The sequence below is a fragment of the Vicinamibacterales bacterium genome, from assembly GCA_036012125.1.
Classification (GTDB): domain Bacteria; phylum Acidobacteriota; class Vicinamibacteria; order Vicinamibacterales; family UBA823; genus UBA11600.
Genome location: DASCOS010000004.1, coordinates 173,526 through 197,046 on the forward strand (window position 1 = coordinate 173,526; position 23,521 = coordinate 197,046).

Consider the following 23,521-nt stretch of genomic DNA (forward strand, 5'->3'; position numbering starts at 1 on the left):
GTGGGAAGAGTTGTGTTGGAGGTAACTAGATGATTTTCGTACTACGCTGTGTGTCCGTTGTGTGTTTAGTGGTCGTGGCTATGCCTTCGCCAGCCAGTGCCCAGGAAGCGATTTTTGTCGTCCGGCATGCCGAGCGTGTTGATGGATCGCCCGATGCGGCGCTGTCGGTGGAAGGTGAAGCGCGGGCGGAGATATTAGCTCGGCATCTGAGGGATGTTGGAATCGACGCTATCTACTCGACGACCTACCAGCGCACCCTTGGCACCGCTGCGCCGCTGGCTGAGGTGCTCGGCCTTGAGATACAGACCGGGCCGACCCATGACATAAGCACGATGATGAATTCAGACCCAGCCGTGAGCCGATACGTTGAAAGTCTTGCTGCGCAACTGGATGTCCAGCATGGCGCAGACCATGTTCTCGTGGTTGGACATTCGAACACGGTGCCGGCCTTACTCACTGCACTTGGTCATCCGGAAGCGGTTCCGATCGGCAGCGACGAATACGACAATTTATTCATCGTAGTACCCCGGGAGCAAGGCTCCCCAACCGTAATTCGCATCCGTTTCTGAACTCAGTCGGCGAGGAGGCTTACCCACCCACCCTACAGTCACTCAGTGTGCCTGGCGCTCGTTAGGGTCAGCACCAGTTTTCTACACAAAGCTAATGAACTCTTCGAGTGATTTTTTCGTGATCTCGGGGACCTTGGCGTCACTGGCCGGATAGCCCACCACAAGTAACAGAAACGGCCGCTCGTGCGACGGACGGCCAAGGATCTCGTTCAAGAAACCCATCGGGCTCGGTGTATGCGTGAGCGATACCAGTCCGGCGTGATGTAGTGCGGTAATGAGCATTCCGGTTGCGATTCCTACTGATTCCTGAACGTAGTAGTGCTTCACCTTGCGGCCATCAGGCAATACTCCGTAGGTTTCACCGAAAATGGCTATCAGAATGGGTGCTGTTTCCAAGAATGGCTTCTGGTAGTCGGTGCCCAACGGGGCAAGGGCTTCCAGCCACTCCTGAGGCGCACGTCCACCGTAAAAGGCGCGCTCCTCTTCCTCCGCACTTTTCCGGATTTGGCTCTTCACGGCCGGGTCTGAGACAACAACGAAATGCCACGGCTGTAGGTTTGCCCCGCTAGGCGCTGTGCCCGCAGCACGGAGACAGTTCTCGATAACTTGTCGATCCACTGGACGATCAGAATACTCACGTACTGTTCGTCGCCGCCTGACGTCATCGTAGAATTCTTGGGCGCGGGAGCGCATCTCAGGCTCTGGGGTTTCGCGATAGTGGGTGAGCGGGAGAAACGTTGGAGTCGTCTTCTTCGTCATTGTTCAATCTTTCCACGAAATGCGGGAGCCGGGGTAAGATCATTCGCCGATGATGAACACACCCCAAACAAAACACTTTGCAATTCTTGGATCGGGAGCCGTAGGTGGCTACTACGGCGCAAAACTGACACGAGTCGGGCACCGCGTGAGTTTTCTCGCTCGTGGTGCTCATCTTGCGGCTATGCGTGAAGGCGGCCTGCAGATTCGTAGCCCTTTAGGCGACTTCACAGTGCCGGTTGAGGCCACCGACGATCCATCACTGGTTGGTTCGGTCGACGTGGTCCTCTTCACCGTAAAGAGCTATGACAACGACACGGCACTGCCGATGCTCGTGCCGCTTGTCGGAGACCGAACGGTCGTGCTCACACTGCAAAATGGTATCGACAGTGCGGATGAGGTCGCTGCAGTTGTGGGCGAATCCCATGTTCTTGGTGGAGCAACATATATCGCTACCGGACTCGCCCAACCTGGACTCATTGAGCAAACTGGGACACACCGGAAAATCGTTTTTGGCGAAGTGTTCGGCCAACGGTCGCGCGTGTCGGACCGTGTGGTAGCCCTTGGGCGCCTTATGGAGCCTGCTGACATCGAGGTCGAGACAGTGGTTGATGCGCGACAACAGTTGTGGGAAAAACTCATCTACCTTTGTCCCTTTGCGGCTTTCACCGGCGCGGCGCGGTCACCGATTGGAGTGTTGTGGAACGATTTGGACACACAGGCGCGTTTCATGGCGGCTGTCGCCGAGGTTGAGGCTGTAGCGCGGGCCGAAGGTGTGAATGTGAGTGCAACGGTCACAGAGGAGGTTCGTGAATATATGGATTCACTCCCACCGGAGACTCGCTCGTCAATGCTTATCGACCTATCCCAAGGCAAGCGGATCGAACTAGAAGCGCTTCAGGGGACGATCGTCCGCCGGGGTCAAGCTTTGGGTATCGCGACGCCAATCATCGCGGCACTGTATGCGGAACTAAGGCCGCATGCCGGAGGAGCTTCGGCATGCGGATGAGCGTGTAGTGGGTATCATTTCCATCGGTTTTATTCTTGGCTTTCTCATCGGTCTGACTGGCGTCGGTGGCGGTGCCCTGCTCGCTCCAGCACTGTATGCGGTCTTGGGGTTGAGCTACCAGGCAGCTGTTTCCGTCACTCTCATTTATGCCTCTATCACGAAAGTTTTTGGTGCCGTGCAGCATGTGCGCCAGGGAACGGTGCTCTGGCGGCTTACATTACTCTACGGAGGCCTAGGGATTCCCGGCGCCATTCTAGGTGCGCGCATTGTCCACTGGACCGACGACTCTATCCAGCAGGTCTTCCCCTTTGTTATGAGCGGCTTGTTGATGCTGGTGGCCTCGTTGATTATTTGGGAGTCTGGAGAGAGCAGTCCGAGCGGTCGACGAAAGCCGTTTTCACCTTTCAACATCAAAACTCGGGGCGTGCTGGCGGTCGCTGTGGTGCAGTCCTTTGCCGGAGTTCTGCTTGGAGCGACTTCTGTGGGCGCAGGGAGTATCGTGATTCTCTCCATGCTCTACCTTTTTCGTATGCCCGCTCAGCAGGTGGTGGGTTCGAACATTGTCATCGCAATTATCATTGGCATTCCCGCTTGGCTTACGCACTTCGCCGTTGTTGGGGTTGACTGGAACCTTCTGGGATTGCTGGTGGTCGGCTCGGCGGCCGGCTCCGTTCTCGGTGCCAAGTGCACGATGCTTATTCCCGAGCGGCCACTCAAGCGAGTGGTGGCCGGTATCATTTATCTCGGTGCGATCGCGACGTTGGTGAAAGCGTGGACGACGTAAGAGAGAGCGTGATTCCACTTTTCGATTAAACACCGAAGGCCAATTTAACTACTTGGTTCTAGGCACCTCTTGGAGGTTGAAGGGCACCGGGGTGGCTGTGGGGTTATGGCGTTCGTGGTCGAGATCCGCGTAATGTGGCGATAGTTGCTCCGAGGTGGCTTTCCGGTGCGTCTCTAAAGGTATCGACCAGAGGGTGCCGTTCCAAAGTCGCCTGGACAGCGCCTCGTTGTTTGCCTGTACCACGGCCGTGAATAAGCCTAATTTCCTCAAAACCGGCCTTATACGATTCCCGAACATACTCGTTTACGACAGCGCAGATGTCTCGTGGCTCGAACGGATGGAGGTCGAGAGTGCCCTCGATCGGCACAGGATGCGCCAGTTTGAGGGCTCCGGGGCGGTCGATGAAATATCTGTCTCCGGAGGTGTTACGTCGCATCAGACCGTTCGCTGGACGGGTCGTAGATAGTGGTGACCGACGTTGTGATCCCCCCGCGCACCGAGAAATTTCCGACCACCGTCATCCGTCTTGGGTGGCAGGCCGCAACGAGATCGTCGAGGATCTGATTGGTCGCCGCTTCGTAAAAAATCCCGCGGTTCCGGTACTCGATGAGATAGTATTTCAGCGCTTTGAGTTCAACACACAGCTTGTCCGGCACGTAGGTGATCCTGATTTCGCCAAAGTCTGGTAGCCCTGTCTTGGGACATATTGACGTAAACTCTGGACAGTGAATGGCGATTTCGTAATTGCGCTCAGAGCGTGGGTTAGGAAATGTATCGATCGTGGCAGCTGGCATGTCAAGAGATTTTAGCATTGTCGTGCCAGATGGTCCGTGATGGCAAAATCATGTCATCATTGACACTGAGAGAACCACAGGCTAGGATGCCACGGTTTTTGGTTTTGGCTGCGACAGTCGCTCGCGCGCGCGACGGTCGTTGGGTGCTCTTCGCGCGCTTGAGTCAGGGGGACGCCGATGGCCGATGCCCGAAGGATGGGTAAGTCTGAGCTCTTCTCGCATTTTGCGGAAAAGTTCGAGATCAAGCGAGCGCAGGCTCGTGAGTTTTTTGATGAGTTAAATTCACTCGCTGAGTCTGAACTAAAGCGAGCGAATGAGTTTGTGCTACCTGGGATGTGCAAGTTGGTGGTGCAGAACCGGAAGGCCCGACAGGGACGTAATCCCGCCACGGGCGAGACCATCCAGATTCCCGCGAAGACCGTTGTTAAGGCTCGCATTGCGAAGCAGTTGAAAGACTCCGTTCTGCCGGGAAAGAAATAACCGGGCGAGCGCTAGGATCCACCGCGACCCCCCCCCCATTTCAGCCGCTTTTTAAGGGTCTTGAGCTGGTTGGGGGCCGCGGCGCACTCGCGTCCTCACTACGTCCAGCCTAGCCTCGACCTTTGTTTGAGCAGCATTGAAACTTGGTCCGGTAGCCCTATCGCATCTGGGTCGGACCCCACTGTTTCTGTCGAATGGTTGTGGCTCACAGATCCGACTCCGCTTTGTACTCATCACCCATGAGACAACTTGAGGTGCGGTCCCTCGGCACCGTTGGCTATTGTGATGCGCTCACGTTGCAACACGCTCTAGTAGAGGAACGACGCCACGGTCGAGTCTCTGACCTGTTGTTGCTACTCGAGCATCCGCATGTCATTACGCGCGGCGCTGGCGCGCGCGAGTCCAATGATCATGTCTTAGTCGATCGGTCTGCGCTGGATGCTGAGGCTATCGATATTGTCGATACAGGTCGTGGCGGCGACGTCACCTATCATGGTCCCGGGCAACTTATTGGTTACCCGATTCTCGACCTCAAGCCCGACCGATGCGACGTGCGGCGCTACGTCCGAGATCTCGAGGAAGTCATGATCCGCACGGCGGCTGCGTTCGGTATTGTTGCGGGGCGGGTTAACGGTCTCACTGGTGTGTGGGTGGGCGAAGCGAAGCTTGGTGCCATTGGTGTCCGGATCTCACGCTGGATCACTAGTCACGGTTTTGCTTTCAATGTCTCTCCAGACCTGTCTCGATTCGAAATGATTGTGCCGTGTGGGATCGTTGATAAGAGTGTGACGTCGCTTTCTGCACTGCTCGACCAAGAGTTAGTTCTCGCTGATGTTGAAGCTGCGGTCGTGACCAGCTTCAGCGAGGTCTTCGGTCGAGCGGTCCGCACAACCGCCCTTGTATGATGATCCAAACGCCGTGAGTTTACTGGTCCGTATACCGTCTGTTATCCAATCTGGCCTCCGAGTGTGCATTAGTGCCGATGATGGCTAAGATGAGTATAGAGAGAGAGTTGGAGGCTGTAATCTAGTGAAATGACTGACACACCGCAACTGACCGACAAGGTCGCTATCGTCACGGGTGGTTCGAGTGGTATCGGCTTGGCCATTGCAGCGGCGTTTCAAGCTTGTGGCGCAAGCGTCATGATCGGCGCACGGGACGAAGCGAGGGTCGAACGGGCGATACAGGACCTGTCGATGGGCACGGACCGCGTGTGTGGTGCGGCATTGGATGTACGCGACCCCCGTCAGGTCGAAGACTTTATAACGCAGGCGGTCAAGCATTTCGGAGGCCTCGATATCCTAATCAACAACGCGGGTGTTGGTGGCTATACGAAGATCGTCGATCAGTCACTGGAGGAATGGCGTAGCATCATCGACACCAATCTATCCGGTGTCTTTCACTGTTGCCGCTCAGCCATTCCACATCTCAGGCGACGCGGTGGCGGGTTCATTATCAACATTAGTAGTCTTGCAGGTAAGAACGCGTTTCCCATGGGGGGCGCTTACTGCTCCTCGAAAGCCGCCCTCAATATGTTCAGCGAAGTGTTGATGCAGGAGGTTCGGTACGACGATATTCGAGTCAGTTATGTAATGCCTGGTTCGGTGACAACGGCTTTCGACGGAGGACGGGCGCATGCAGGCTCTGAATGGAAGATGACAGCCGAAGACGTTGCTGAAGTGGTGCTCGATATTGTGTCCATTAATCGGCGGACGCTGGCTAGCAGGGTAGAGATGCGACCTTCGAAGCCCAAGAAATGAGTTCCTGAGGCACAACATGGACGAACAGGGGGCATTGAGTTATTGCAGTTGACCTCGGTTCCTAGTTACTTCAGCCCTGCGTTATAGTTTCGCCCTTCCAATAAAATCTCCGTGAACTGCTCAACGTCGATATTAGCACCCGACACAATCGCAACCACGGTTTTACCGACGGGCTTGACTGCGCCTTCAAGCAAAGCGGCCACAGCCGCAATGCCTGCACCCTCAGCGATCAGTTGCTCATTCGCGACAAGACCGTAGATGCCCCTACGCAATCCCTCCTCACTCACGACAACCGTGTTGTCGACGAGTTTCTTCACAAGTGCGAATGTAATTGTGGTTGGGTCTAGATTGCCACTTAGGCCGTCGGCGATTGTCTCGCCAACGGTAATCTCAGTAATCCGACCAGCTTTCAGGCTGGTACGAAAGGGGTGCGATACTTCGAGTTCGACGCCAACCACCTGTGTCTCGGGTGCCGCTGCCTTGATGGCGATGGCGATTCCGCTCAGGAGTCCGCCCCCGCCAGTTGGCACCAGAATCGAATGTATGTTCGGGACCTCTTCGAGGATTTCCAGCACGACCGTTCCAGCACCCGCGATGATGTCGGGATGACTATAGGGAGAGATGTAAGTAGCGCCGCTCTCTATAGCGAATGTCTTGGCTAGCCGTTCCGCATCGTCGTAGGTCGGCGCCGTATCGCGTAGGTCGGCACCGTGGTGACGAATTCCATCACGCTTGGTTTTGGGGGCGTCGTTTGAGGTAAACACCGTTAATGCGACGCCGAGGCGCTCAGCTGCCCATGCCATAGCTCGTCCATGGTTCCCGGCTGATGCCGTCACGACACGCGGTGCCACCGCGTCAGAATGTTCGAGTAGCGACGCGAGTGCGTTGACCGCACCGCGCAGCTTGAAGGAGCCAGTCGTTTGTAACGATTCGACTTTAAGCAGAATTCGCCCACCGGTTATTTCCGAGAGCCATGGTGATTGGGCCAACGGTGTTCGCCGGATATATTTAACGATTCGATTTCTCGCCGCCGTAATGTCATCGAGTGAAATCGACATGAAAGTGCCGCAATTCTATACTCTAAAGATGCGCGCGCGCGGAGTGACTTATGCTACTGGAAAGCCGGACTGTTGAGCCGTTCTTTAAGAACGGGTTCGTGCTGGGATGTGAAACCTCCCAGGAAGGCGTCATCATCGATCCCGGCGATGAAGTAAATGATCTATTGGCTATTGTTGAGCGAACCCAGTTGGCTATTAAATACATCCTACTGACTCACGCTCACGTCGACCACGTCACTGGGGTTGCGAAGTGCAAGGAAATGCTTGATGCTCCAGTCTGTCTGCATCGAGACGACCTGTTTTTGTACAACGGAGCCGTGCAGCAGGGTGCTCTGTTTGGTCTACGGGTCGACCCGCTGCCTCCGATTGACCACTATTACGACGAGGTCGGTCCCTTCCGCTTTGGCCGGTACGAGGCGGTCGTGCATCACACGCCGGGTCACTGTCCCGGCGGAGTCTGCCTGCAGGTGGGAGAGGCCGGCACGTCAGGGCAGATGTTGTTTGTTGGCGACACTCTTTTCGCTGGGTCAATTGGCCGGACCGACCTGCCTGGAGGCGATCACGCGCTCCTGCTCAGGACGATTAGAGAAGTGTTGCTGCCGTTTGGCGATGAAGCTGAAGTCTACCCAGGTCACGGCCCGAAGACGACCATCGGGCACGAACGCCAGACGAATCCATTTCTCGTTAGTAGGACCTGACGTTTCTCAGTCTTTAGACTCGTTGTTGATGACTGATTAGTAGTAATAGACCAAGAAGCCCTAAGGTGCCGATTCCTCAGATATTGTTAGCTCAACTTGGCCGATGCGCAGCGTGTCACCCGAGGTAAGCATCTTACGTTTAACCTGCTGCTCGTTGACGAAGGTGCCGTTTGTGCTGTCGAGGTCTTCGACTTCAAGACGGTCGTTCGTGCTGATGAGCCGGCAGTGCAAACGAGATACAAGAGTGCAGTCGAGCGTAAAGTCTGCTGTTGGGGCGCGGCCGATTGTCTTCATCGCGCCGGGCATGACCCGCAAGGTGGCAGGAGTGGTTGTTGTGATTTCTGACAGCAACTCCACTTTGACTTTCAGTAACCACATCGACTGAACCCGCTCAGGCCTCCTTAATGGCCGAGATTAGATCCAAAGCTGCTTTCTTACCGTCAGAAAAGAGCATGAGTGTCTTGTCAGCAGCGAAGAGTGGATTTGGAATACCAGCGAAGCCAGGGCTAAGGCTACGCTTGATGACAACCACAGTACGCGCCTTGTCTACTTCGAGAATCGGCATTCCAGCGATTGGGCTAGCTGGGTCGGTGTTCGCGACCGGATTGACTACATCGTTGGCTCCGATGACGATAACAACATCAGTCTCAGCGAAGGTAGGGTTGACGTCATCCATTTCACGAAGTTTGTCGTAAGCGACGTCGGCTTCGGCTAACAGGACGTTCATGTGACCGGGCATCCGACCAGCCACTGGATGAATCGCGAACTCCACCTCGGCACCTTGCGACTCGAGTAGATTCGCGAGATCGCGAATGGCATGCTGGGCCTGTGAGACCGCAAGACCGTACCCGGGGACGATCACCACCCGCCGTGCTGAGTCAAACAACATCGCGACTTCCTCGGGTGACGCCGACTTGACCCGGCCCGCGTAGACTTCATCTGCCGAGGTGCCGCCGCCTTCGACTTCTGGCCCGATTGCGCCTGTGAGGACGTTGGTTAGGGATCGATTCATTGCTTTGCACATGATCCGCGTGAGAATTAGACCAGACGCGCCAACGAGCGATCCCGTAATGATGAGCACGTTATTATCGAGGACGAAACCGGTCGAGGCTGCCGCTAACCCGGAGTAAGAGTTGAGCAACGCGATCGCAACCGGCATGTCAGCACCGCCGATTGGAATAGTGAGCAGTATCCCACCGACCGAGGCAAGCGCGACAAGCACCCAATAGAGATTCGTCATCGCCGGGTTGTTCACGATCAGGACGCCTACGGTGAGTGCGCCAATTCCAAGCAATAGGTTCACAAACTGCTGACCAGGGAAGTGCATCGGCTTACCGGGCAGTACCAACTCCTGCAGTTTGTCGAATGCGACGAGACTGCCGAAGAAAGTAATGCCGCCAATGATCCCGCAAGCGACCGTTGCAACCGTCATTTGGGTGGTTGGTTCGGTTGCGTCAAAGAGCGCCGCGCCAGCGACGAAGACCGAGGCGCCGCCCCCAAACCCGTTCAACAGTGCGACCATTTGTGGCATCGCGGTCATCTGAATCTTTAACGCGAGCGTGGCGCCGATCCCACCACCGATGACGATACCAGTGAGGATTACGCCAATCCCCTGGAGACCGCTCCCAAAAACATCGCGGGTTGCCAGTGTGGCGATTATTGCCAGCAACATGCCAGTCGCGCCGTAAAGATTCCCACGAACGGCGGTGCGCGGGTGGGTTAACCCTTTGATGCCAAGGATGAACAGAACCGACGCGGCGAGGTATGTCAGGTTAATAACAGACGAATCCAAAGCGTCAATCCTTCTTCTTAAACATTTCAAGCATACGGTGGGTGACGAGGAAACCGCCGACGACATTCGTGGCGGCCAGCACGAGTGCGCAGAAGCCGAGGGCGGTCGTTAGCGTGTTTGGTGTTGTAGCAGCGATCATCGCGCCGATAATCGTGATGCCCGAGATCGCGTTAGAACCAGACATTAGCGGCGTGTGAAGTAGCGGAGGCACCTTCGTAATGATCTCGAAGCCGACAAAAACCGCGAGCAGGAAGATGGTAAGGAGCGGAATGAAAGCGTCCATCAGGCGCCGGTCCTTTCGTTGTCAATCGCGGGAGTGATAGTGCCGAGGAGTTCACGCAGTCTTGAGTTGACAACCTCGCCATCGCGCGACACCAGCGTCTCCTTGGTAATTTGATCCTCCAGGTCCAAGACGAACTTTCCGTCGTCGATTAAGTGAAGCAGAAAGGACGTGATGTTTTTTGCATACATCTGACTAGCGTGATACGGCACGCTGGCAGCCACATTCGTCGGACCGAGTAAGGTCACACCGCGGTGCACCGTCGGTTGGCCAGCCTTGGTCAGTTCACAGTTGCCACCTTGCTCGGCTGCGAGGTCGACAACGACAGACCCGGGTGCCATTCCATCGACCATCTCCCTAGTGATGAGGATGGGAGCTTTTTTCCCCGGGACTAGCGCAGTGGTAACCACCACATCAGCACCAGCGACCACTGCAGCCATTGCCTCTTGCTGGCGTTGATAGAACGCTTTGTCCTGAGTTTTAGCGTAGCCGCGTTTGTCCTCGCTATCCGCAGTCTTAAGATCAAGTTCGACGAATTTTGCGCCAAGGCTCTCGACCTGTTCCTTGACTGCCGGACGAACGTCATACGCCTCGACGTTGGCTCCGAGCCGCCGGGCGGTGGCGATTGCCTGTAAGCCAGCTACACCCGCGCCGAGAATAAGGACCCGTGCTGGTTTGACTGTACCGGCAGCAGTCATCAGCATCGGGAACATGCGAGGTGCTGTATCTGCTGCGAGCAACACGGCTTTGTAACCGCTCACCGTAGCCATCGATGACAGCACATCCATGCTTTGGGCACGCGTGATGCGCGGGATCAACTCGAGCGAAAATGCCGTTACCTGACGCTCAGCGAGTGCCTGGGCCGAGTCAAGTGCGGTGAGTGGCTCCGAGAGTCCGATGATGACTTGACCCTGCCGCAACAGATCGAGGTCTACTCGGCCTGCTTCTGGGTTTGCACCCAGAGTACGAACCTGGAGCACGATGTCGGCATCGGCGAACAGCTGGCCGCGATCACTTGCTAGCTGTGCGCCCTTGTCAAGGAACGCTGCATCAGGAAATCCTGCCTCGTCGCCGGCGGAGGCCTCAGTAAGGATGTGAAGGCCAGCTTTTGTGAGTGAGGGAATGACTGAGGGAACGATGGCAACACGCCGTTCGCCAGGAAACGTTTCTTTAGGGATTCCGACGATCATGAATTTGTGATCTCATACGTTAAAGATGCGACCAACTTCAACCAAGCATTATACGCGCCTTCCAATCCCGAGGGCCACTCGTTCGTCGCCTACGCGTCAACGGCGAGAGGGCATGACCTTGTGTAACTTCTCACCGAGGGCGGCAATTAACTCAGCACTGACCGACCGTGTCTCAAGCGTTGGATATCCGTTAACCTCACCCGTCACGGCTGGGACCAAAAGGTGGTTTAGGGCGTCGAAGCGGACCAATTCAGTTGCTACCCTCCGGTCCCGTGCTAGGCCCATCTCGAGCAGGCGGTCTGCGTGTCCTGGAACGATTTGCCGGTCGAGACCGCCGTGAATGACCACCATTGGCTGGCGTAGGTCCTGAATGACGTCGGCCGGCCAGAAGTTGAGGTAACTCGAAAACCACGGCGTGTCAGCCTGCTTGCGCATGTCAGGCGGAATATCATCCCAGCCATCGCCCGTCAGGACCGCATCGTGAATCCGTCGCTGTAGCTCCATCTTACTCAGTCGCTCCTCGTCGCTGATCTCCATGCGTACGAGCGTTTGTCGCTGCTGTTCGAGGACGAACTCCACACCGCGTGTCGACGGAACCGCCACCAATCCGAGGGCAGTAATCCTGCGCTCCTTCGCTGCGGTTAGCATGGCGACCCAACCGCTTTCACCGTAGCCCACTACGGCAATTCGACGCTCGTCTACGTCAGCCCGGTCACGAAGATGACGAATCACCGACCTAACATCTTCAGCGTATTCCGCGAGTGTGATGCTTTCGATCCGGCCGCCGCTCTGGCCGACCCCTCGTTTATCGTAACGGACGACGATGAAACCGGCGTCGGAGAGGCCGCCCGCCAAGTTGCCATAGATTGGCACGCCCGAAGATGTTTCGTCCCTATCGGTTGAATTGGGTCCTGGCACAAGGACAACGGCGGGCCACTCACGGTCGTTATCGGTTTCAGGCGAGGCCGCGGGAGAGAGCTGTGGCCTGGTGAGTGTCGCTGCTAGATTGAAACCCGAAGCGGGGATGTACAGGTCTTCGTCCCCTTCATTTCGCACGGTTTCCTGCCGAGCTGATAGCGAGACGATTTCCTGCCTCGCAATGTCGAGCCCGATCGTTGGCATACTGATACGTAGTAATCGATGCCCAGCATCAGACCAAATTTCGGCATCAAAGGGATTACGACTGTTGAGAAAGGTCACATGATGCCGCTGTGCTTCGACCGTGCCGGCACTTGTGGTGATCCGCTGCTCACTCGTTCGGTTTAATCGGATAGTAATCTCAGCTTGTGGTGCGATATAGGCAGGAATAGCGGTGCCAACCTCGGCTACTGATAGGCGTGCCGCGAGGGCTTCGTACGACGCAAAAAAGTTCGTTGGGAGGACGATAGTCCCGGCTGATAAAGCGTCTACTTTACTGCTGGTCTCGCTACCTACGAGTATATCGCTCGTCGCACTGGTTTCCGTGAATGTTGTCTGCACCCTGTAAGGCTCACCGGCAAGCGTGGCATCAATGAACAGAGTCTCCGGCCGCCACAAATCGTCGTAACGAATCTCAAACTGTCGAATGGCTAGGTCGAGCGGACCCGACACTCGGCCCGTTGAGTTGATTGTCCAGCCTGACTCGGTCTCCTCCACCCGGATCTCCTCGGTTCCCACGAGAGTGAGCTGAAAAAAGATATTGAACGTAGACTGACCTGGGGTTGGTCTGGGAACTGACTGGTCAGCAGCCGCGAGTGAACACATTGCCGTCGCCAGGAAGGCGACGGTACAATAGGCCGGCACACGCATCACTTCCCAGCATACCATCCTGTGTGTGCGAACTGGTTGGTTACATGGTCAGCGCAACGCTAATCCAGTCCTACGAAAAGCTCCGTGAAACGGCTGGGCTCGTGAGTCTCAGTAATCGGGGCGCGATAAATATGAAGGGCAGCGACTGTGCTTCGTACTTGCAGGGGCTTCTTACGAACGACATCTCGGGGCTGACAACTGGCGCAGGTTGTTACGCTGCTTACCTCACGCCGCAGGGGCGCATGATCGCCGACATGAGGGTTCTGAATCTCGGAGATCGGTTACTGCTGGACGTTGATTCTGCGATGTCTGACACCCTGACCTCTCGGTTCTCAATGCTGGTTTTTTCTGAGGATGTCCAAGTCAACGACGAATCTTCAACTTGGTATTGGGTTGGTGTGCGTGGGCCGGGTGCGGCAGCTTGCCTGGAGCCAATTTTACGGCCGGAGGGAACCCTGTCAGGAAAGAAGGCTGTAACGGCCTATCAAGGTCTCGACAACGGATGGTGGGTGCTCGACGGAAAGCCAGTGCTGGCCGTGAGCAACGATGAGTTGGGTATTCCTGGCATTGACCTCGGTGTTTCAAGTGCTTACAGCGGGCAAATAAATGCGCAGCTTGAGGGTTTAGGTCTTGAGTGGGGGAGTGCTGGCGCAGTGGAGGCGCTCCGGGTCGAGGCCGGCACGCCTCGGTTCGGCGCCGATATGGACCAAGACACGATTCCGCTTGAGGCCGGTATTGAGGCACGGGCCATCAGTGAAACGAAGGGCTGCTATGTCGGTCAGGAGGTTATCATTCGAATCCTGCATCGTGGCAAAGGACGCGTCGCACGACGTCTAGTCGGCCTGATATTCTCACAGGACCACACGACGGAATCCTTGTCGGGCCAGTCCGTCTACGACGGTCATGAAACAATTGGTCGAGTGAGGAGCGCAATCTCGTCGCCGCGACTCGGTCGACAGATTGCCTTAGCTTATGTTCAGCGTGCGTACACGGCGCCGGGTGCACGTGTCGAGGTAGCGGACGGTGAGCGTCGGGTCGCTGCTGAGGTTACGGAACTTCCGTTCCCACCTTCGTTAGCCTGACGATTAATGCTTTATCGGCGAGTGGAAACTCCAGTGTGGCTAGTTCACGTCGTTTGACCCAACGGATCCGCTGCTTCAGCATCGAACGTGGTTTCCCCTTTAGTTGGCAATGGTAAAAGTGTAGACATACGGTCCTGTCGGGATAGGCGTGTTCCACGCAGTCGATTTTTTTGCCAATCTCAACCTCAACGCCTAGCTCCTCGCGCATTTCCCGTCGCAGTGCATCTGTGAGCGATTCTCCAGATTCCAGTTTTCCGCCAGGAAACTCCCAACACCCCCCTAGATGATCGCCCGCCGCACGTTGCGTAACCAGGAAGTGATCACGTTGTTCAACAACCGCCGCTACCACATCAAGGGGTACGCTACTCATTTCTTGCGTTGTCCCGCAGGACGACTGTCGATTGGCCCGGTACGACATGCGGTGGCCATGGGGCAGGAACGGCATCGAGGCCGTCGCGCTGTACACACTGTTGCGCCAAAATCCATAAGGCCCTGGTTGAAATCGAATACGTGTCGCCGAGGTAGCAGCACCCTAGCCAGACTCCAGAGATGGCGCTGCAAGGCATGGGCACGCAGGTCGCCCGTGCCGACAAAGAACCGGTACAGGACGCGCGCCACGTTGGTGTCAAGAATCGCCGCCCGGCGGCCGAAGGCGAAACTTAGGATCGCGCCGGTTGTGTAGGCACCTATCCCTTTGAAAGATCGAAGCGTCGTCTCGTCATCGGGCAGGGCACCTCCGTACCGTAGCACCGATTCCCGTGCGATAGCGTGCAACCGCCTGGGCCGAATGTTATATCCGAGTGGATACCAAGTGCGGATTACGTCCCGGGGTCTTGCCGCCGCGAGTGCTTTAAGCGTCGGATATTTCTTGAGCCACTCCTTATACTTCGGCATCACTCGGTCGACTTGCGTCTGCTGCAGCATGATCTCCGATACGAGAATGCGATACGGATCGCGCGTTCGACGCCAGGGCAGGTCGCGGCCGTGTTTCCAGTACCATGTGAGAAGCTGACGCCGGAACTTCTGTCGGTCCACTGGGGCCGGCAAGGTCAAACGCAAGAGGCTACGCTCACTGGTCATCGTTTTCGGTGGCCGGTCGATGTGCCAACGCTGGCACTATAATTGCGCTGTGTCGATCTACACCCGTAGCGGTGATGACGGAGAGACCGGTCTTTTTGATGGTGCCCGTCTGTCGAAGTCCGATCCGCGGATTGAGGCCTGCGGGGAGGTTGACGAGTTGGACGCAGTACTTGGGCTGGTGCTCGCCCACCTGACTGAGCCAGACCTGATTGAGATCACCACGCATGTGCAGCGCGACCTTTTTGCGATTGGTGCGCGATTGGCCGACCCGCGACGCCGGATAGCCGAGCGGATTACGAAGGTCGATTTGGATGGTCGAGCCGTGGAACGGCTGGAGTCGTGGATTGATCGTTTCGACGAAGAATTGCCTGAGATGCGGCAATTCATTCTGCCTGGCGGCACGCCGGCTGGAGCAGCACTGCACTTGGCGCGCTCCGTATGCCGCAGAGTAGAGCGCCGGATTGTTGCATTGGGAAGCGATGTTGTCGAGCGAGCGGTACGGGTCTACATTAACCGACTGTCCGACCTTCTCTTCATGCTCGCCCGGGCCGTGAACACACGTGCGAAGATGCAGGAGATCGAGTGGTAAGCGTTCAAACGGGCCCGGTTGCGTCATCCCGCTCCACGAGATCCAGCTTCACGCAATCGAAAATTCGTCGGGCTAACTCTTGAGAAATCCGTTCTCGGATTGCGCCGCATTCTACAAGCGTTGTCTCACCGATTGTCTCGATGGCTACGTCCCATCGATCATGCGCGATACCCTCAGAGCGGTCCTCAAAGGCAGTCGGCATTGCCTTCAGCGACGATTGAAACCGTTTAGATTCGTAGGCCGCGATCGGAGATCCGTTAATCAGCATGCGCACAGCCGTAGTGCGTCGTTTGTCGATCGTTGCATCGCGGTAGAAAAAGGCATTGTCATCTTCACTGAAGAGCGTCATGTCGGTGCCGGATGGAAGTTCAGCAACAACGCGCCGGCCGTGCTGGTGCTCGCGCCGGCGTTGCGCCTGACGGCGTTTACGCAACATGTGGAGTGTTGAGCCGAGGCTCACTGCGGTGACGAGCAGCAGTGCGGCGAAAGCGGCGGCAATGAGATCTCGCATCAATGTTTGCCGTAGATTTAAATTTCTGCCGCACTGGTCTCGGCCGCAACCGTCAGCCCGAGCCGCTCTTTGTCGGCATCGGTTAAAAGGTGATGTTCGGTCATGGGATCAAAATCACACACCGCGATCTTTTCCAGTGTTGCCATGTAGAGCCGGATAATCAACTGCAGCACAAACATTCGGTCGGCAGGCAGTTGTCCTTTGAGAGGTGTAAGTTGTGCTTCACCCGCACGTCGCCATGAGTCTGCCCGTCCCGCCAGGTCCTCGACTAACGCCTTAAGGGCCGGGCTAGCATGTTCCCGTCCTAGGTCTTCTAGCAGTGTTGCCTCGGTCACGCGGTGCGTCGCCATGTCGTCGCCGGCCAGATAGACTAGCCCTCGCTTACCAGTGGTTAAGTCTTGGCGGAGATCTCGCAGTACATGGCTCACATACGCGAACAGCCCGAGATTGTAGCCGCAGCCCTGTAGGTCGAAGTCTGCCGGGATGCGAAAGACTCCATCAGTGCCCTGTTCCGCTGTGATCAGGTAGAGGTAAATGGTTGTCGGTGCCACCGTCGCGCCACGGGCATAACGTAAGAATTCCTCAAAGGTTTGAAATCTGTCACGCTCGAGATCCCTCTTCATAGCATCGAAAAAAGCACTCCAAAGCGAAGGTTCTACTGGGAACCGTGCGATGCCCCGCCCGAAAGCGTCTAGAACATCAGCTGCACGCGGCTCTTTGGTCGCCTGGAGCGCGGCACGGTTTGGTGGCCGATCGGTTAGCGCCGCAGAGACCGTGTCCTCCCATGCGAGAAGAATCCGCTGTGTATGAGGCACAGCATTGCTATTCAGGCCCTCGGAAAGGACTGCATCGACGCAATCGTCGACGAGTCTCATCACCGCGTAAAGTGCACAGAACGCTCGGTAACGTTCGATCTCGGTGAAGAAACAGCTTGCCCGATAGAGGTTGTTAAGGTCCTTGGCGGCGATCGTCTCGGCGATACTGTCCGTACCGGTCAGCGAACCCGGGCGCCAGAACTGTTGAGGGATTCTGGTCATGCAGGATCACTCCACGCAGGTAACGCGTCAGGCCGTCCGAAACTCGACTGGAGCAGTTGCCAAAGAAATCTTGGATTTAACAGGTGATTTCTTGGACCGGCGTGGCCGATAAGCCCCATGAGTTGTCCAGCCCAGCGGCTATCATGCTTGGCGCGCGCAACTAGGTTCTCCAGTAGTCGCTGATTTCCGTGGACATGCTGCAGGAGTCTGCCGGTTCCGAAGTCAACCATGAATCGTCGCCGCCACGCCAGCTCGTAACCACGTAGTGCCTGGCTCGTCGCACGCCAATCAGCTCTAGTGATTGCATCATGAACCGCGCGGGCAGCTAGAAGCCCGCTGGTAAGTGCGTTATGAATCCCATGCCCGGTAAACGGATCGACGAATCCCGCCGCGTCACCGACGAGCAGAACTCCATCGGCTACAGTTCGACGCCTCAGGCTGGCCGATGGCAATTGCCAACCCTTTAGCTCTTGGGTACAAGAAAGGCTAATTCGGGAACCAATCATCCGGGTCAGATGCTGAATTAGCTCACCACGGGTCGGACGGTGGCGTGCGTCGAAGAGCCCGACGCCAACGTTAGCGCGATGTGTCGACACTGGCACGATCCAACAGCAACCGCGCTCGAACTGGCCGTTGGTAATCACTTCGAACCGAGGTGCTGACGCTGTGTGGTCGGTGTAGGCGCGCAGCGCAACGCTATAGCGGGGCTGTGTGCCGAACATGGGCGCGAGACCCCGACTTGCCGCGACTCGACTAAAGGCACCATCTGCGCCAACGACAACGGGAGCACAATAGGTAACACGATGGCCACGCTGCTTCACCTGCAGCACGTTCAGTTGCTTGGTGGAGTCCCAGTCGACCCGCTCTAGGAGTTGATTCTCTCGTAGTTGAGCCCCACAGCGCTCAGCGTATCGAGCTAGGCGTTCATCAAGGATGCGCCGGGGCAGGATTCGCCACAGGTGTTTCCGTCCGTGTAAATCAACAAAATCAGCACCTACTCGAAGCCCGCTACCCGTAGTGAAGTTGCACCCCTCGATGGTGAACGCGTCTGGGGCCAGTTCGTCTAGACTCGTGCCCAGCATCGTCATCGCTGTGGCAACTTCTGGAAGTAGAACGTCACCGCAGACTTTGTCACGAGGAAACCGTCCTGCCTCGAGTAAGAGGACCCTGTGTCCCAACTGGGCGAGCGCTGCCGCCGTGCCGCTGCCGGCCGGTCCAGCGCCAACCACGACGGCGTCAGCGTCCCACGTTGAGGAGGATGAAGCAGATTGTGGCATTTGGGACACGGCTGCACACAAGGGAGAAAGCCGTGCCTGAGTTTCCCATGATTTACTTGTGTTGACAACGATCGGCAGTGGGCGACCGGATAGCGTTTGTTACTTATTGAGTAGCCAGTTACGATTTGTATGAATCAGGTAAACATTTCAATGAAGTCAGTCATTATTCACTACCAGGAAATTGCACTCAAGGGCGGCAACCGTCCTTGGTTCATTGCACGACTGGTGCGCAATCTCCGTGCACTCACAGCCGATTTAGGAGTCACGAAAGTGCGGTCCCTTATGGGTCGTATCAAGCTGGAACTCGGTCCGACAGCCGAGTGGGAACCGTTAGCTGAACAGTTGCGCTTAGTATTCGGGATTGCCAACTTTGCCCAAGCTGGGCACGTGCTGGGGGGTGACCTGGACAAGATTGCGGATGCAGTAGTGGCCGACCTGGGCGATCGGCAACCCGGGTCGTTTAGAGTATCGGCGCGCCGTGCTGACAAGCGGTATCCGCTCACCTCGCCGCAGATCGAGCGAGAAGTTGGGGGCAGGATCAAGGAAGCGAAGGGTTGGACGGTAAATCTGTCGGCGCCAGACCTGACAGTATATCTGGAAATGCTGACTGACGAAGTGTACTACTCGTTCGGCAAGCAGCAGGGCGCAGGGGGGCTTCCGAGTGGCGTGAGTGGTCGCGTCGCGTGCCTTCTTTCAGGCGGCATTGATTCACCCGTCGCGGCCTACCGCATGATGAAGCGTGGCTGTGAAGTTCATTTCATCCACTTTCACAGCTATCCGATTCTTTCGAAGGCATCGCAGGACAAGGTGCGTGAAATCGCTAGGCTGTTCACGCGGTCGCAGTTGCGATCCCGCCTCACCATGGTTGCCTTCGGAGAAATCCAACGGCAGGTCGTTCTTACCGTCCCGCCTCCTCTACGGGTGATCATCTATCGTCGTCTGATGTTACGTATTGCGGATCGCTTGGCGCATAAGACACGCGCTCGCGCAATCGTGACTGGCGAGGTTGTAGGGCAGGTTGCGTCACAGACTCTTGAGAACTTAGCGGTGATCAACGCAGTGACTCGCTTGCCCGTACTCCGACCGCTAGTTGGCCTCGATAAGAACGAGATCACGGACGAGGCACGGTCTCTTGGCACATACCCAATCTCAATCATACCTGACCAGGATTGCTGTCAACTTTTCACACCAAAGCACCCAGCGACCCGGGCTACAGTGGTAGAGACTGAGGCTGCGGAAGCTACTCTACCGATCGATGAGATTGTCGAGAGTGCTATTGCTGAAGCGATGGTTGAACATCTGAGCTTTCCGTCGAAACAACCTTAGGGATGCGCTCAACCTATTTTTCATCAAATCCGTGGCGATAGAGATGCCCATCGAAATAATCGCGCAGTGCTTCTTGGGTACTGCGAAATGCCAAATTGTGCCATGGGATCTCGTTCCGTGAGAAGCGGCCGATTTCGAGCGACTCCTCGCAATGGCGTAGAACGCCGCTGACCACTGTGGCAGCGTAGACGATGATGACAGGCGTGCGGCCGGTGTAAGAATAGATATTAATTAATCCGACGAGCCGCACATTGAGATTCGTTTCCTCGAGCGCCTCCCGAGTGGCGGCGGCCGTCATCTCCTCACCACGATCTACGTAGCCACCCGGAAACACCCATTTTCCAAAGCCTGGCTCGATCGCGCGGCGCACGAGTATGATTCGGTCATCTTCCATCCTAATGATCGTGCCGACCGCCACCTTCGGATCGAGGTAGACCACGTGTTCGCACTCCCCGCAAACGAGTCGTTCCGGTTCACCGGCCTTTATTAGTTTCGCTGTAAGCACACTGCTGCACAGAGGGCAGTAACGGTAGGCGTGTTCTTGTGACGGAGTCATCGTCTCAGTGTCTCACCTATTGCTCACGTATAATCGAGGGAATGTCTATCCTCAATGTTGCGCGTATGGGCAACCCCGTGCTTCGTGAGAAAGCTCGGCCCGTTGAACGTTCGGAGTTGTTGACACCAGTCATACAGAAGTTAATCGATGACATGATCCAGACGATGGTTGAGTACCAAGGGATTGGATTAGCCGGACCACAAGTGCACGAGCAGCGGCAAATCTTCGTTGCTGGTATTGAGAATGGCGACGACCCGATGCCTCTCATAGTTGTCGTTAATCCTGTCCTTACGTTGCTTGGTAGTCCGACCGTCGAGGACTGGGAGGGTTGCTTGAGCATTCCGGATCTACGGGGACGGGTACCACGCGCGCCTGAAGTGGAATTGCGTGCACTCGACCGTTATGGTGAACCAATGCAACTTACCGCTCACGGCCTCGCCGCGCGTGTTATCCAGCACGAGACCGACCATCTTAACGGCGTGCTGTTTGTTGATCGAATGCAATCCTTCGACTCGCTCACTCATCTCAATGAGTTCTCTCGATTTTGGAACACAGAGAGAGACTAATCACCACTTTCCTGCTTCTTGGCTTCTGGACCAAAAATAATTCTAGGACCGGAGCCGCTTTTTCTCTGAAGCCCGTTCAGCTTGGAGACGTTCGAGGTCCACGGCCGAATGATCAGCGAATCGCATCGCGGCCGCGATAGCCCGGTGACCTGCCTTTTCGGCAATTAGTCGATGCATTGCTTGACAGACACGTCGATACGCTGGATGTCCCTGCGGGGCACTCCTGAGCTCAATCACGTGCATGGCTTCTCGCGCGTTCATGTGCATGTAAAAGCGGATACGGTATGCCATGGCGACTGCATACGGTGCCACCGCGCCGAGGGTCGCCTTCTGCAGAGCTTCGTGTAGCTCAACCGATGACTCCATGACCTGCCGCCAGTCGGCAAGGGCACCGGCTTCTTCGATTGCTGCTGGTTCGTTGAAGCCGTGGTCGGTTGTCAGATCCTGCCATTCAATGCTGAGCAAACGATGTCTTTGGAGATCGCGAAATGCGCCGTAGTCCGATAGCACATCGAAACGGTAACCAGTGCGCTCAAATGCGCGGCCCGGCTTATGGCGGCGGTTTGTCCTGGCGCCGATGTAGGCTTTTAAGATTGACGCCCGCTCGCTGGCCGACATCTGCCTCGCCATGGCGAGTAGCTGAGAATCTGGCAGGTTTGACACCGCATAGAGTGCGGCAGCGACCACTTTGACCTCGCCGTCTGGATCAAAATCGACCAACGACACCTCATCTCGTAGTTGGGGGTCGATGTCAGCCAATACGGTCATTGATGTTTGTTTTAGGTCAGTCTGCGTAGTGCTTAGATAGTCGCTCCACAGAACGCCTCGGTTGGGCAGGTCAACACGTGTCAGGAACGCAGGGATCACCTTGCGCAGTTCAATTAGCATCATCTCCGCATATCGCTGCATCTCGGTCAGTGGATGTGCGCGCATTTGTAGAAGCAATCTTTCATATGCCTGCCCAGACCCGAAAATGCCCACGTTGGATTGCGTTGCCGCCGGTAAGAGGCCACGTAATGTATCAAGGGCCTTCGCACGGATCGCTGCCCGGTAGACACCGTCCGAATCCTCTGGATCCTTCGGATGCTTGGCCTTGTAGTAATCCTGCATCGGTTCGATCCACCGGTTATAAATTTCGAAAGCGCGATCGAGGGTCCGGACGTACTGAGCGCGCAGTGTCGTCCCGTTAAGTTCTTCCGGGATTAAGTATTTCCAGTGGCCTTGCGGGCGGTCGGTGTAGGGTATGTAGCGTGTTGATTGTTCGAGATACGCTGCGAGCCTACCCCGCTCCAGCACCTTCGTTAGGAGGTTTGAGGCACCCTCACAGGCGATGTGCGCCCCGCCCAACTGAGCGACCGAGTCATCGCCGTACTCGTGGAAAACGCGTGTGTAGAGTCGCTCGGCACGCTCGACGCCAACATCTGGCGCCTGACGGTCGGCTCCGGAAACTTTGTCGGTGAATTCATCGAGAAACAGTCGACGCAGCGATTTTGCGGATCGCGAGTATCGGGCAAAGAGTGCTCCCTTGACGACGTCCGGTAAATTTGTCAGCGCGAACACTGGTCCCTCGAGATTCGTGAAATACGGTTCGAGGAGCCGTCGTTCCTCTGGGGTGAATGATTCGGCAGATGGGCGTTCGTCGGGCACGCCGTATAATAGTCGGGCGGTGCGAGGTTCCGTCAACCTTCCTTCCTCCCCGCGCTAGGTCATGGGTAGTAGCTTTCATCACTCAATCGACGTCAGGTTTCGAGATTGTGATGAGTTTGGCCACGTGAACAACGCGGTTTACTTCACTTACCTCGAAGAAGCACGCTGGGTGTTTTTACGCCACTTGCAGGGCCGGTCCCGCGATCACGGCTTGACCGATAGCGACAGAGTGCCGAAGCAGCCGGGAACGATCCTGGCGCACGCCGAATGTGACTTCCGATCGGAGGCTAAGTATGGTGACGTCCTTGATGTGTTGGTGAAGGTTTCCGCAGTTGGGCGTTCGAGTTTCAGTTACGAATACGAGGTCATCGAAAAATCGAGCAGCCGACTGATAGCAACAGCGAAATCCGTGCAGGTGTCCTACGACGCCGTAGCCAAACGGCCGGTCCCCATTCCCAATGCATTACGCGTTGTACTCGAGGAAACGTTACGGTGATTCCGCAAGAGAGGAATGAGTAGCATGAATCAGATCGTCTACATCTTCGGCAAAGACACGTGACCTTATACCACTGCTGCCCGTGAGGACTATGCCAAGCGGAACATTGAGGTCGATTATGTCAACGTTAAGGAGGACGCTGACGGGTTGCGTCGCATGCTGGAGTACACTGGCGGTCGACGTAAGGTTCCAGTGATTGTTGAGAATGACACGGTCACGACAGGATTTGGCGGCACATGAGGGGTATGATGGCTGCCGGTGGCAGCTTTATTATTGGGCGCCGAAGGGATTAAACGGTGCGTGTCTCTGTCAGTCAAGATTGACAGCTGGCGCGCGCGGCACGATAATTGCCGCTCGGAATCTCGGACCGTCGTAATTATCCTCAGTTGGGAGTCA

At 56.3% G+C, this 23,521-nt stretch carries 29 protein-coding genes; 13 read left to right on the top strand and 16 right to left on the bottom strand.

Going from position 1 to position 23,521, the window contains the following annotated elements; translation table 11 throughout:
* Positions 1-29 precede the first annotated feature (29 nt).
* The gene (locus QGH09_02040) at positions 30-569 is read left to right on the top strand and encodes a phosphoglycerate mutase family protein (GenBank protein HJO16965.1); all 540 of its coding nucleotides are present in this window, start codon (positions 30-32) and stop codon (positions 567-569) included.
* 81 nt (positions 570-650) lie between these two features.
* Here QGH09_02040 and QGH09_02045 read toward each other — a convergent pair whose 3' ends face one another.
* Positions 651-1,328, bottom strand: a complete 678-nt coding sequence (locus QGH09_02045; protein HJO16966.1) for a nitroreductase family protein — start codon at positions 1,326-1,328, stop codon at positions 651-653.
* 49 nt (positions 1,329-1,377) lie between these two features.
* Between QGH09_02045 and QGH09_02050 the strand changes: the two genes are divergently transcribed.
* Together QGH09_02050 and QGH09_02055 are read left to right on the top strand one after the other, a co-directional pair.
* A complete protein-coding gene (locus QGH09_02050) occupies positions 1,378-2,334 on the top strand; it encodes a ketopantoate reductase family protein (protein ID HJO16967.1) in 957 nt (318 codons plus the stop codon).
* Positions 2,306-3,118, top strand: a complete 813-nt coding sequence (locus tag QGH09_02055) for a sulfite exporter TauE/SafE family protein (protein HJO16968.1) — start codon at positions 2,306-2,308, stop codon at positions 3,116-3,118. Before QGH09_02050 ends, QGH09_02055 begins: the two co-directional genes overlap by 29 nt.
* A gap of 103 nt (positions 3,119-3,221) precedes the next feature.
* On the opposite strand, the gene QGH09_02060 is transcribed toward QGH09_02055, so the two are convergent.
* Together QGH09_02060 and queF are read right to left on the bottom strand one after the other, a co-directional pair.
* Entirely contained in the window at positions 3,222-3,554 is a 333-nt protein-coding gene (locus QGH09_02060) for a Smr/MutS family protein (protein HJO16969.1), read from the bottom strand.
* On the bottom strand, positions 3,544-3,912 hold the full coding sequence (queF, locus tag QGH09_02065) for a preQ(1) synthase (GenBank protein HJO16970.1): 369 nt from the start codon (positions 3,910-3,912) through the stop codon (positions 3,544-3,546). The genes QGH09_02060 and queF overlap by 11 nt, the downstream gene beginning before the upstream one ends.
* A gap of 177 nt (positions 3,913-4,089) precedes the next feature.
* Here queF and QGH09_02070 point away from each other — a divergent pair, with 177 nt between their 5' ends.
* From QGH09_02070 to QGH09_02080, 3 genes are all read left to right on the top strand, one after another.
* Positions 4,090-4,392, top strand: a complete 303-nt coding sequence (locus QGH09_02070) for an HU family DNA-binding protein (GenBank protein HJO16971.1) — start codon at positions 4,090-4,092, stop codon at positions 4,390-4,392.
* 239 nt (positions 4,393-4,631) lie between these two features.
* Positions 4,632-5,297, top strand: coding sequence for a lipoyl(octanoyl) transferase LipB (gene lipB, locus QGH09_02075; protein ID HJO16972.1), 666 nt, complete (start codon positions 4,632-4,634; stop codon positions 5,295-5,297).
* Between the two features lie 129 nt (positions 5,298-5,426).
* Positions 5,427-6,152 carry an SDR family oxidoreductase gene (locus QGH09_02080; GenBank protein HJO16973.1) on the top strand — a complete coding sequence of 242 codons (726 nt, stop codon included), beginning with the start codon at positions 5,427-5,429 and terminating at the stop codon, positions 6,150-6,152.
* Positions 6,153-6,217: 65 nt separating this feature from the next.
* On the opposite strand, the gene QGH09_02085 is transcribed toward QGH09_02080, so the two are convergent.
* A complete protein-coding gene (locus tag QGH09_02085) occupies positions 6,218-7,210 on the bottom strand; it encodes a threonine/serine dehydratase (protein ID HJO16974.1) in 993 nt (330 codons plus the stop codon).
* 50 nt (positions 7,211-7,260) lie between these two features.
* On the opposite strand from QGH09_02085, the gene QGH09_02090 reads away from it, so the two are divergent.
* Positions 7,261-7,908: an MBL fold metallo-hydrolase gene (locus tag QGH09_02090; protein HJO16975.1), complete on the top strand. Its 648-nt coding sequence runs from the start codon at positions 7,261-7,263 to the stop codon at positions 7,906-7,908.
* 60 nt (positions 7,909-7,968) lie between these two features.
* On the opposite strand, the gene QGH09_02095 is transcribed toward QGH09_02090, so the two are convergent.
* From QGH09_02095 to QGH09_02115, 5 genes are all read right to left on the bottom strand, one after another.
* Positions 7,969-8,286: an FHA domain-containing protein gene (locus tag QGH09_02095; protein ID HJO16976.1), complete on the bottom strand. Its 318-nt coding sequence runs from the start codon at positions 8,284-8,286 to the stop codon at positions 7,969-7,971.
* 13 nt (positions 8,287-8,299) lie between these two features.
* Positions 8,300-9,700 carry an NAD(P)(+) transhydrogenase (Re/Si-specific) subunit beta gene (locus QGH09_02100; GenBank protein HJO16977.1) on the bottom strand — a complete coding sequence of 467 codons (1,401 nt, stop codon included), beginning with the start codon at positions 9,698-9,700 and terminating at the stop codon, positions 8,300-8,302.
* 4 nt (positions 9,701-9,704) lie between these two features.
* A complete protein-coding gene (locus QGH09_02105; GenBank protein HJO16978.1) occupies positions 9,705-9,983 on the bottom strand; it encodes an NAD(P) transhydrogenase subunit alpha in 279 nt (92 codons plus the stop codon).
* Entirely contained in the window at positions 9,983-11,170 is a 1,188-nt protein-coding gene (locus tag QGH09_02110) for a Re/Si-specific NAD(P)(+) transhydrogenase subunit alpha (protein ID HJO16979.1), read from the bottom strand. The genes QGH09_02105 and QGH09_02110 overlap by 1 nt, the downstream gene beginning before the upstream one ends.
* Positions 11,171-11,266: 96 nt before the next feature.
* Positions 11,267-12,913 (bottom strand): alpha/beta hydrolase, encoded by a 1,647-nt coding sequence (locus tag QGH09_02115; GenBank protein HJO16980.1) that lies wholly within the window; start codon positions 12,911-12,913, stop codon positions 11,267-11,269.
* Positions 12,914-13,002: 89 nt separating this feature from the next.
* Between QGH09_02115 and QGH09_02120 the strand changes: the two genes are divergently transcribed.
* Positions 13,003-14,040 (top strand): glycine cleavage T C-terminal barrel domain-containing protein, encoded by a 1,038-nt coding sequence (locus tag QGH09_02120; protein HJO16981.1) that lies wholly within the window; start codon positions 13,003-13,005, stop codon positions 14,038-14,040.
* Here the strand turns inward: QGH09_02120 and QGH09_02125 are convergent.
* Together QGH09_02125 and QGH09_02130 are read right to left on the bottom strand one after the other, a co-directional pair.
* On the bottom strand, positions 14,006-14,410 hold the full coding sequence (locus QGH09_02125) for a (deoxy)nucleoside triphosphate pyrophosphohydrolase (protein HJO16982.1): 405 nt from the start codon (positions 14,408-14,410) through the stop codon (positions 14,006-14,008). The two genes, QGH09_02120 and QGH09_02125, sit on opposite strands and share 35 nt — an antisense overlap.
* Positions 14,407-15,120, bottom strand: a complete 714-nt coding sequence (locus QGH09_02130; protein ID HJO16983.1) for an A/G-specific adenine glycosylase — start codon at positions 15,118-15,120, stop codon at positions 14,407-14,409. The genes QGH09_02125 and QGH09_02130 overlap by 4 nt, the downstream gene beginning before the upstream one ends.
* Before the next feature lie 49 nt (positions 15,121-15,169).
* Here QGH09_02130 and QGH09_02135 point away from each other — a divergent pair, with 49 nt between their 5' ends.
* Positions 15,170-15,709 (top strand): cob(I)yrinic acid a,c-diamide adenosyltransferase, encoded by a 540-nt coding sequence (locus QGH09_02135; protein ID HJO16984.1) that lies wholly within the window; start codon positions 15,170-15,172, stop codon positions 15,707-15,709.
* A gap of 4 nt (positions 15,710-15,713) precedes the next feature.
* On the opposite strand, the gene QGH09_02140 is transcribed toward QGH09_02135, so the two are convergent.
* The 3 genes from QGH09_02140 to QGH09_02150 are packed head-to-tail and all read right to left on the bottom strand — an operon-like array spanning position 15,714 to position 18,534.
* Positions 15,714-16,220, bottom strand: coding sequence for a hypothetical protein (locus QGH09_02140; GenBank protein ID HJO16985.1), 507 nt, complete (start codon positions 16,218-16,220; stop codon positions 15,714-15,716).
* 17 nt (positions 16,221-16,237) lie between these two features.
* Positions 16,238-17,257 carry a squalene/phytoene synthase family protein gene (locus QGH09_02145; protein HJO16986.1) on the bottom strand — a complete coding sequence of 340 codons (1,020 nt, stop codon included), beginning with the start codon at positions 17,255-17,257 and terminating at the stop codon, positions 16,238-16,240.
* Entirely contained in the window at positions 17,254-18,534 is a 1,281-nt protein-coding gene (locus tag QGH09_02150; protein ID HJO16987.1) for an NAD(P)/FAD-dependent oxidoreductase, read from the bottom strand. The genes QGH09_02145 and QGH09_02150 overlap by 4 nt, the downstream gene beginning before the upstream one ends.
* Positions 18,535-18,684: 150 nt before the next feature.
* Between QGH09_02150 and thiI the strand changes: the two genes are divergently transcribed.
* Entirely contained in the window at positions 18,685-19,860 is a 1,176-nt protein-coding gene (gene thiI, locus QGH09_02155; protein HJO16988.1) for a tRNA uracil 4-sulfurtransferase ThiI, read from the top strand.
* A gap of 13 nt (positions 19,861-19,873) precedes the next feature.
* On the opposite strand, the gene QGH09_02160 is transcribed toward thiI, so the two are convergent.
* Positions 19,874-20,416: an NUDIX hydrolase gene (locus tag QGH09_02160; GenBank protein ID HJO16989.1), complete on the bottom strand. Its 543-nt coding sequence runs from the start codon at positions 20,414-20,416 to the stop codon at positions 19,874-19,876.
* A gap of 41 nt (positions 20,417-20,457) precedes the next feature.
* Between QGH09_02160 and def the strand changes: the two genes are divergently transcribed.
* Positions 20,458-20,982, top strand: coding sequence for a peptide deformylase (def, locus tag QGH09_02165; protein HJO16990.1), 525 nt, complete (start codon positions 20,458-20,460; stop codon positions 20,980-20,982).
* A gap of 42 nt (positions 20,983-21,024) precedes the next feature.
* Here the strand turns inward: def and QGH09_02170 are convergent, their stop codons facing one another.
* On the bottom strand, positions 21,025-22,629 hold the full coding sequence (locus tag QGH09_02170; GenBank protein ID HJO16991.1) for an FAD-dependent thymidylate synthase: 1,605 nt from the start codon (positions 22,627-22,629) through the stop codon (positions 21,025-21,027).
* Positions 22,630-22,690: 61 nt separating this feature from the next.
* Between QGH09_02170 and QGH09_02175 the strand changes: the two genes are divergently transcribed.
* On the top strand, positions 22,691-23,125 hold the full coding sequence (locus QGH09_02175; GenBank protein ID HJO16992.1) for a thioesterase family protein: 435 nt from the start codon (positions 22,691-22,693) through the stop codon (positions 23,123-23,125).
* A 24-nt stretch (positions 23,126-23,149) separates the two neighbouring features.
* Positions 23,150-23,365 carry a UXX-star (seleno)protein family 1 gene (locus QGH09_02180; protein HJO16993.1) on the top strand — a complete coding sequence of 72 codons (216 nt, stop codon included), beginning with the start codon at positions 23,150-23,152 and terminating at the stop codon, positions 23,363-23,365.
* Positions 23,366-23,521: the final 156 nt, after the last annotated feature.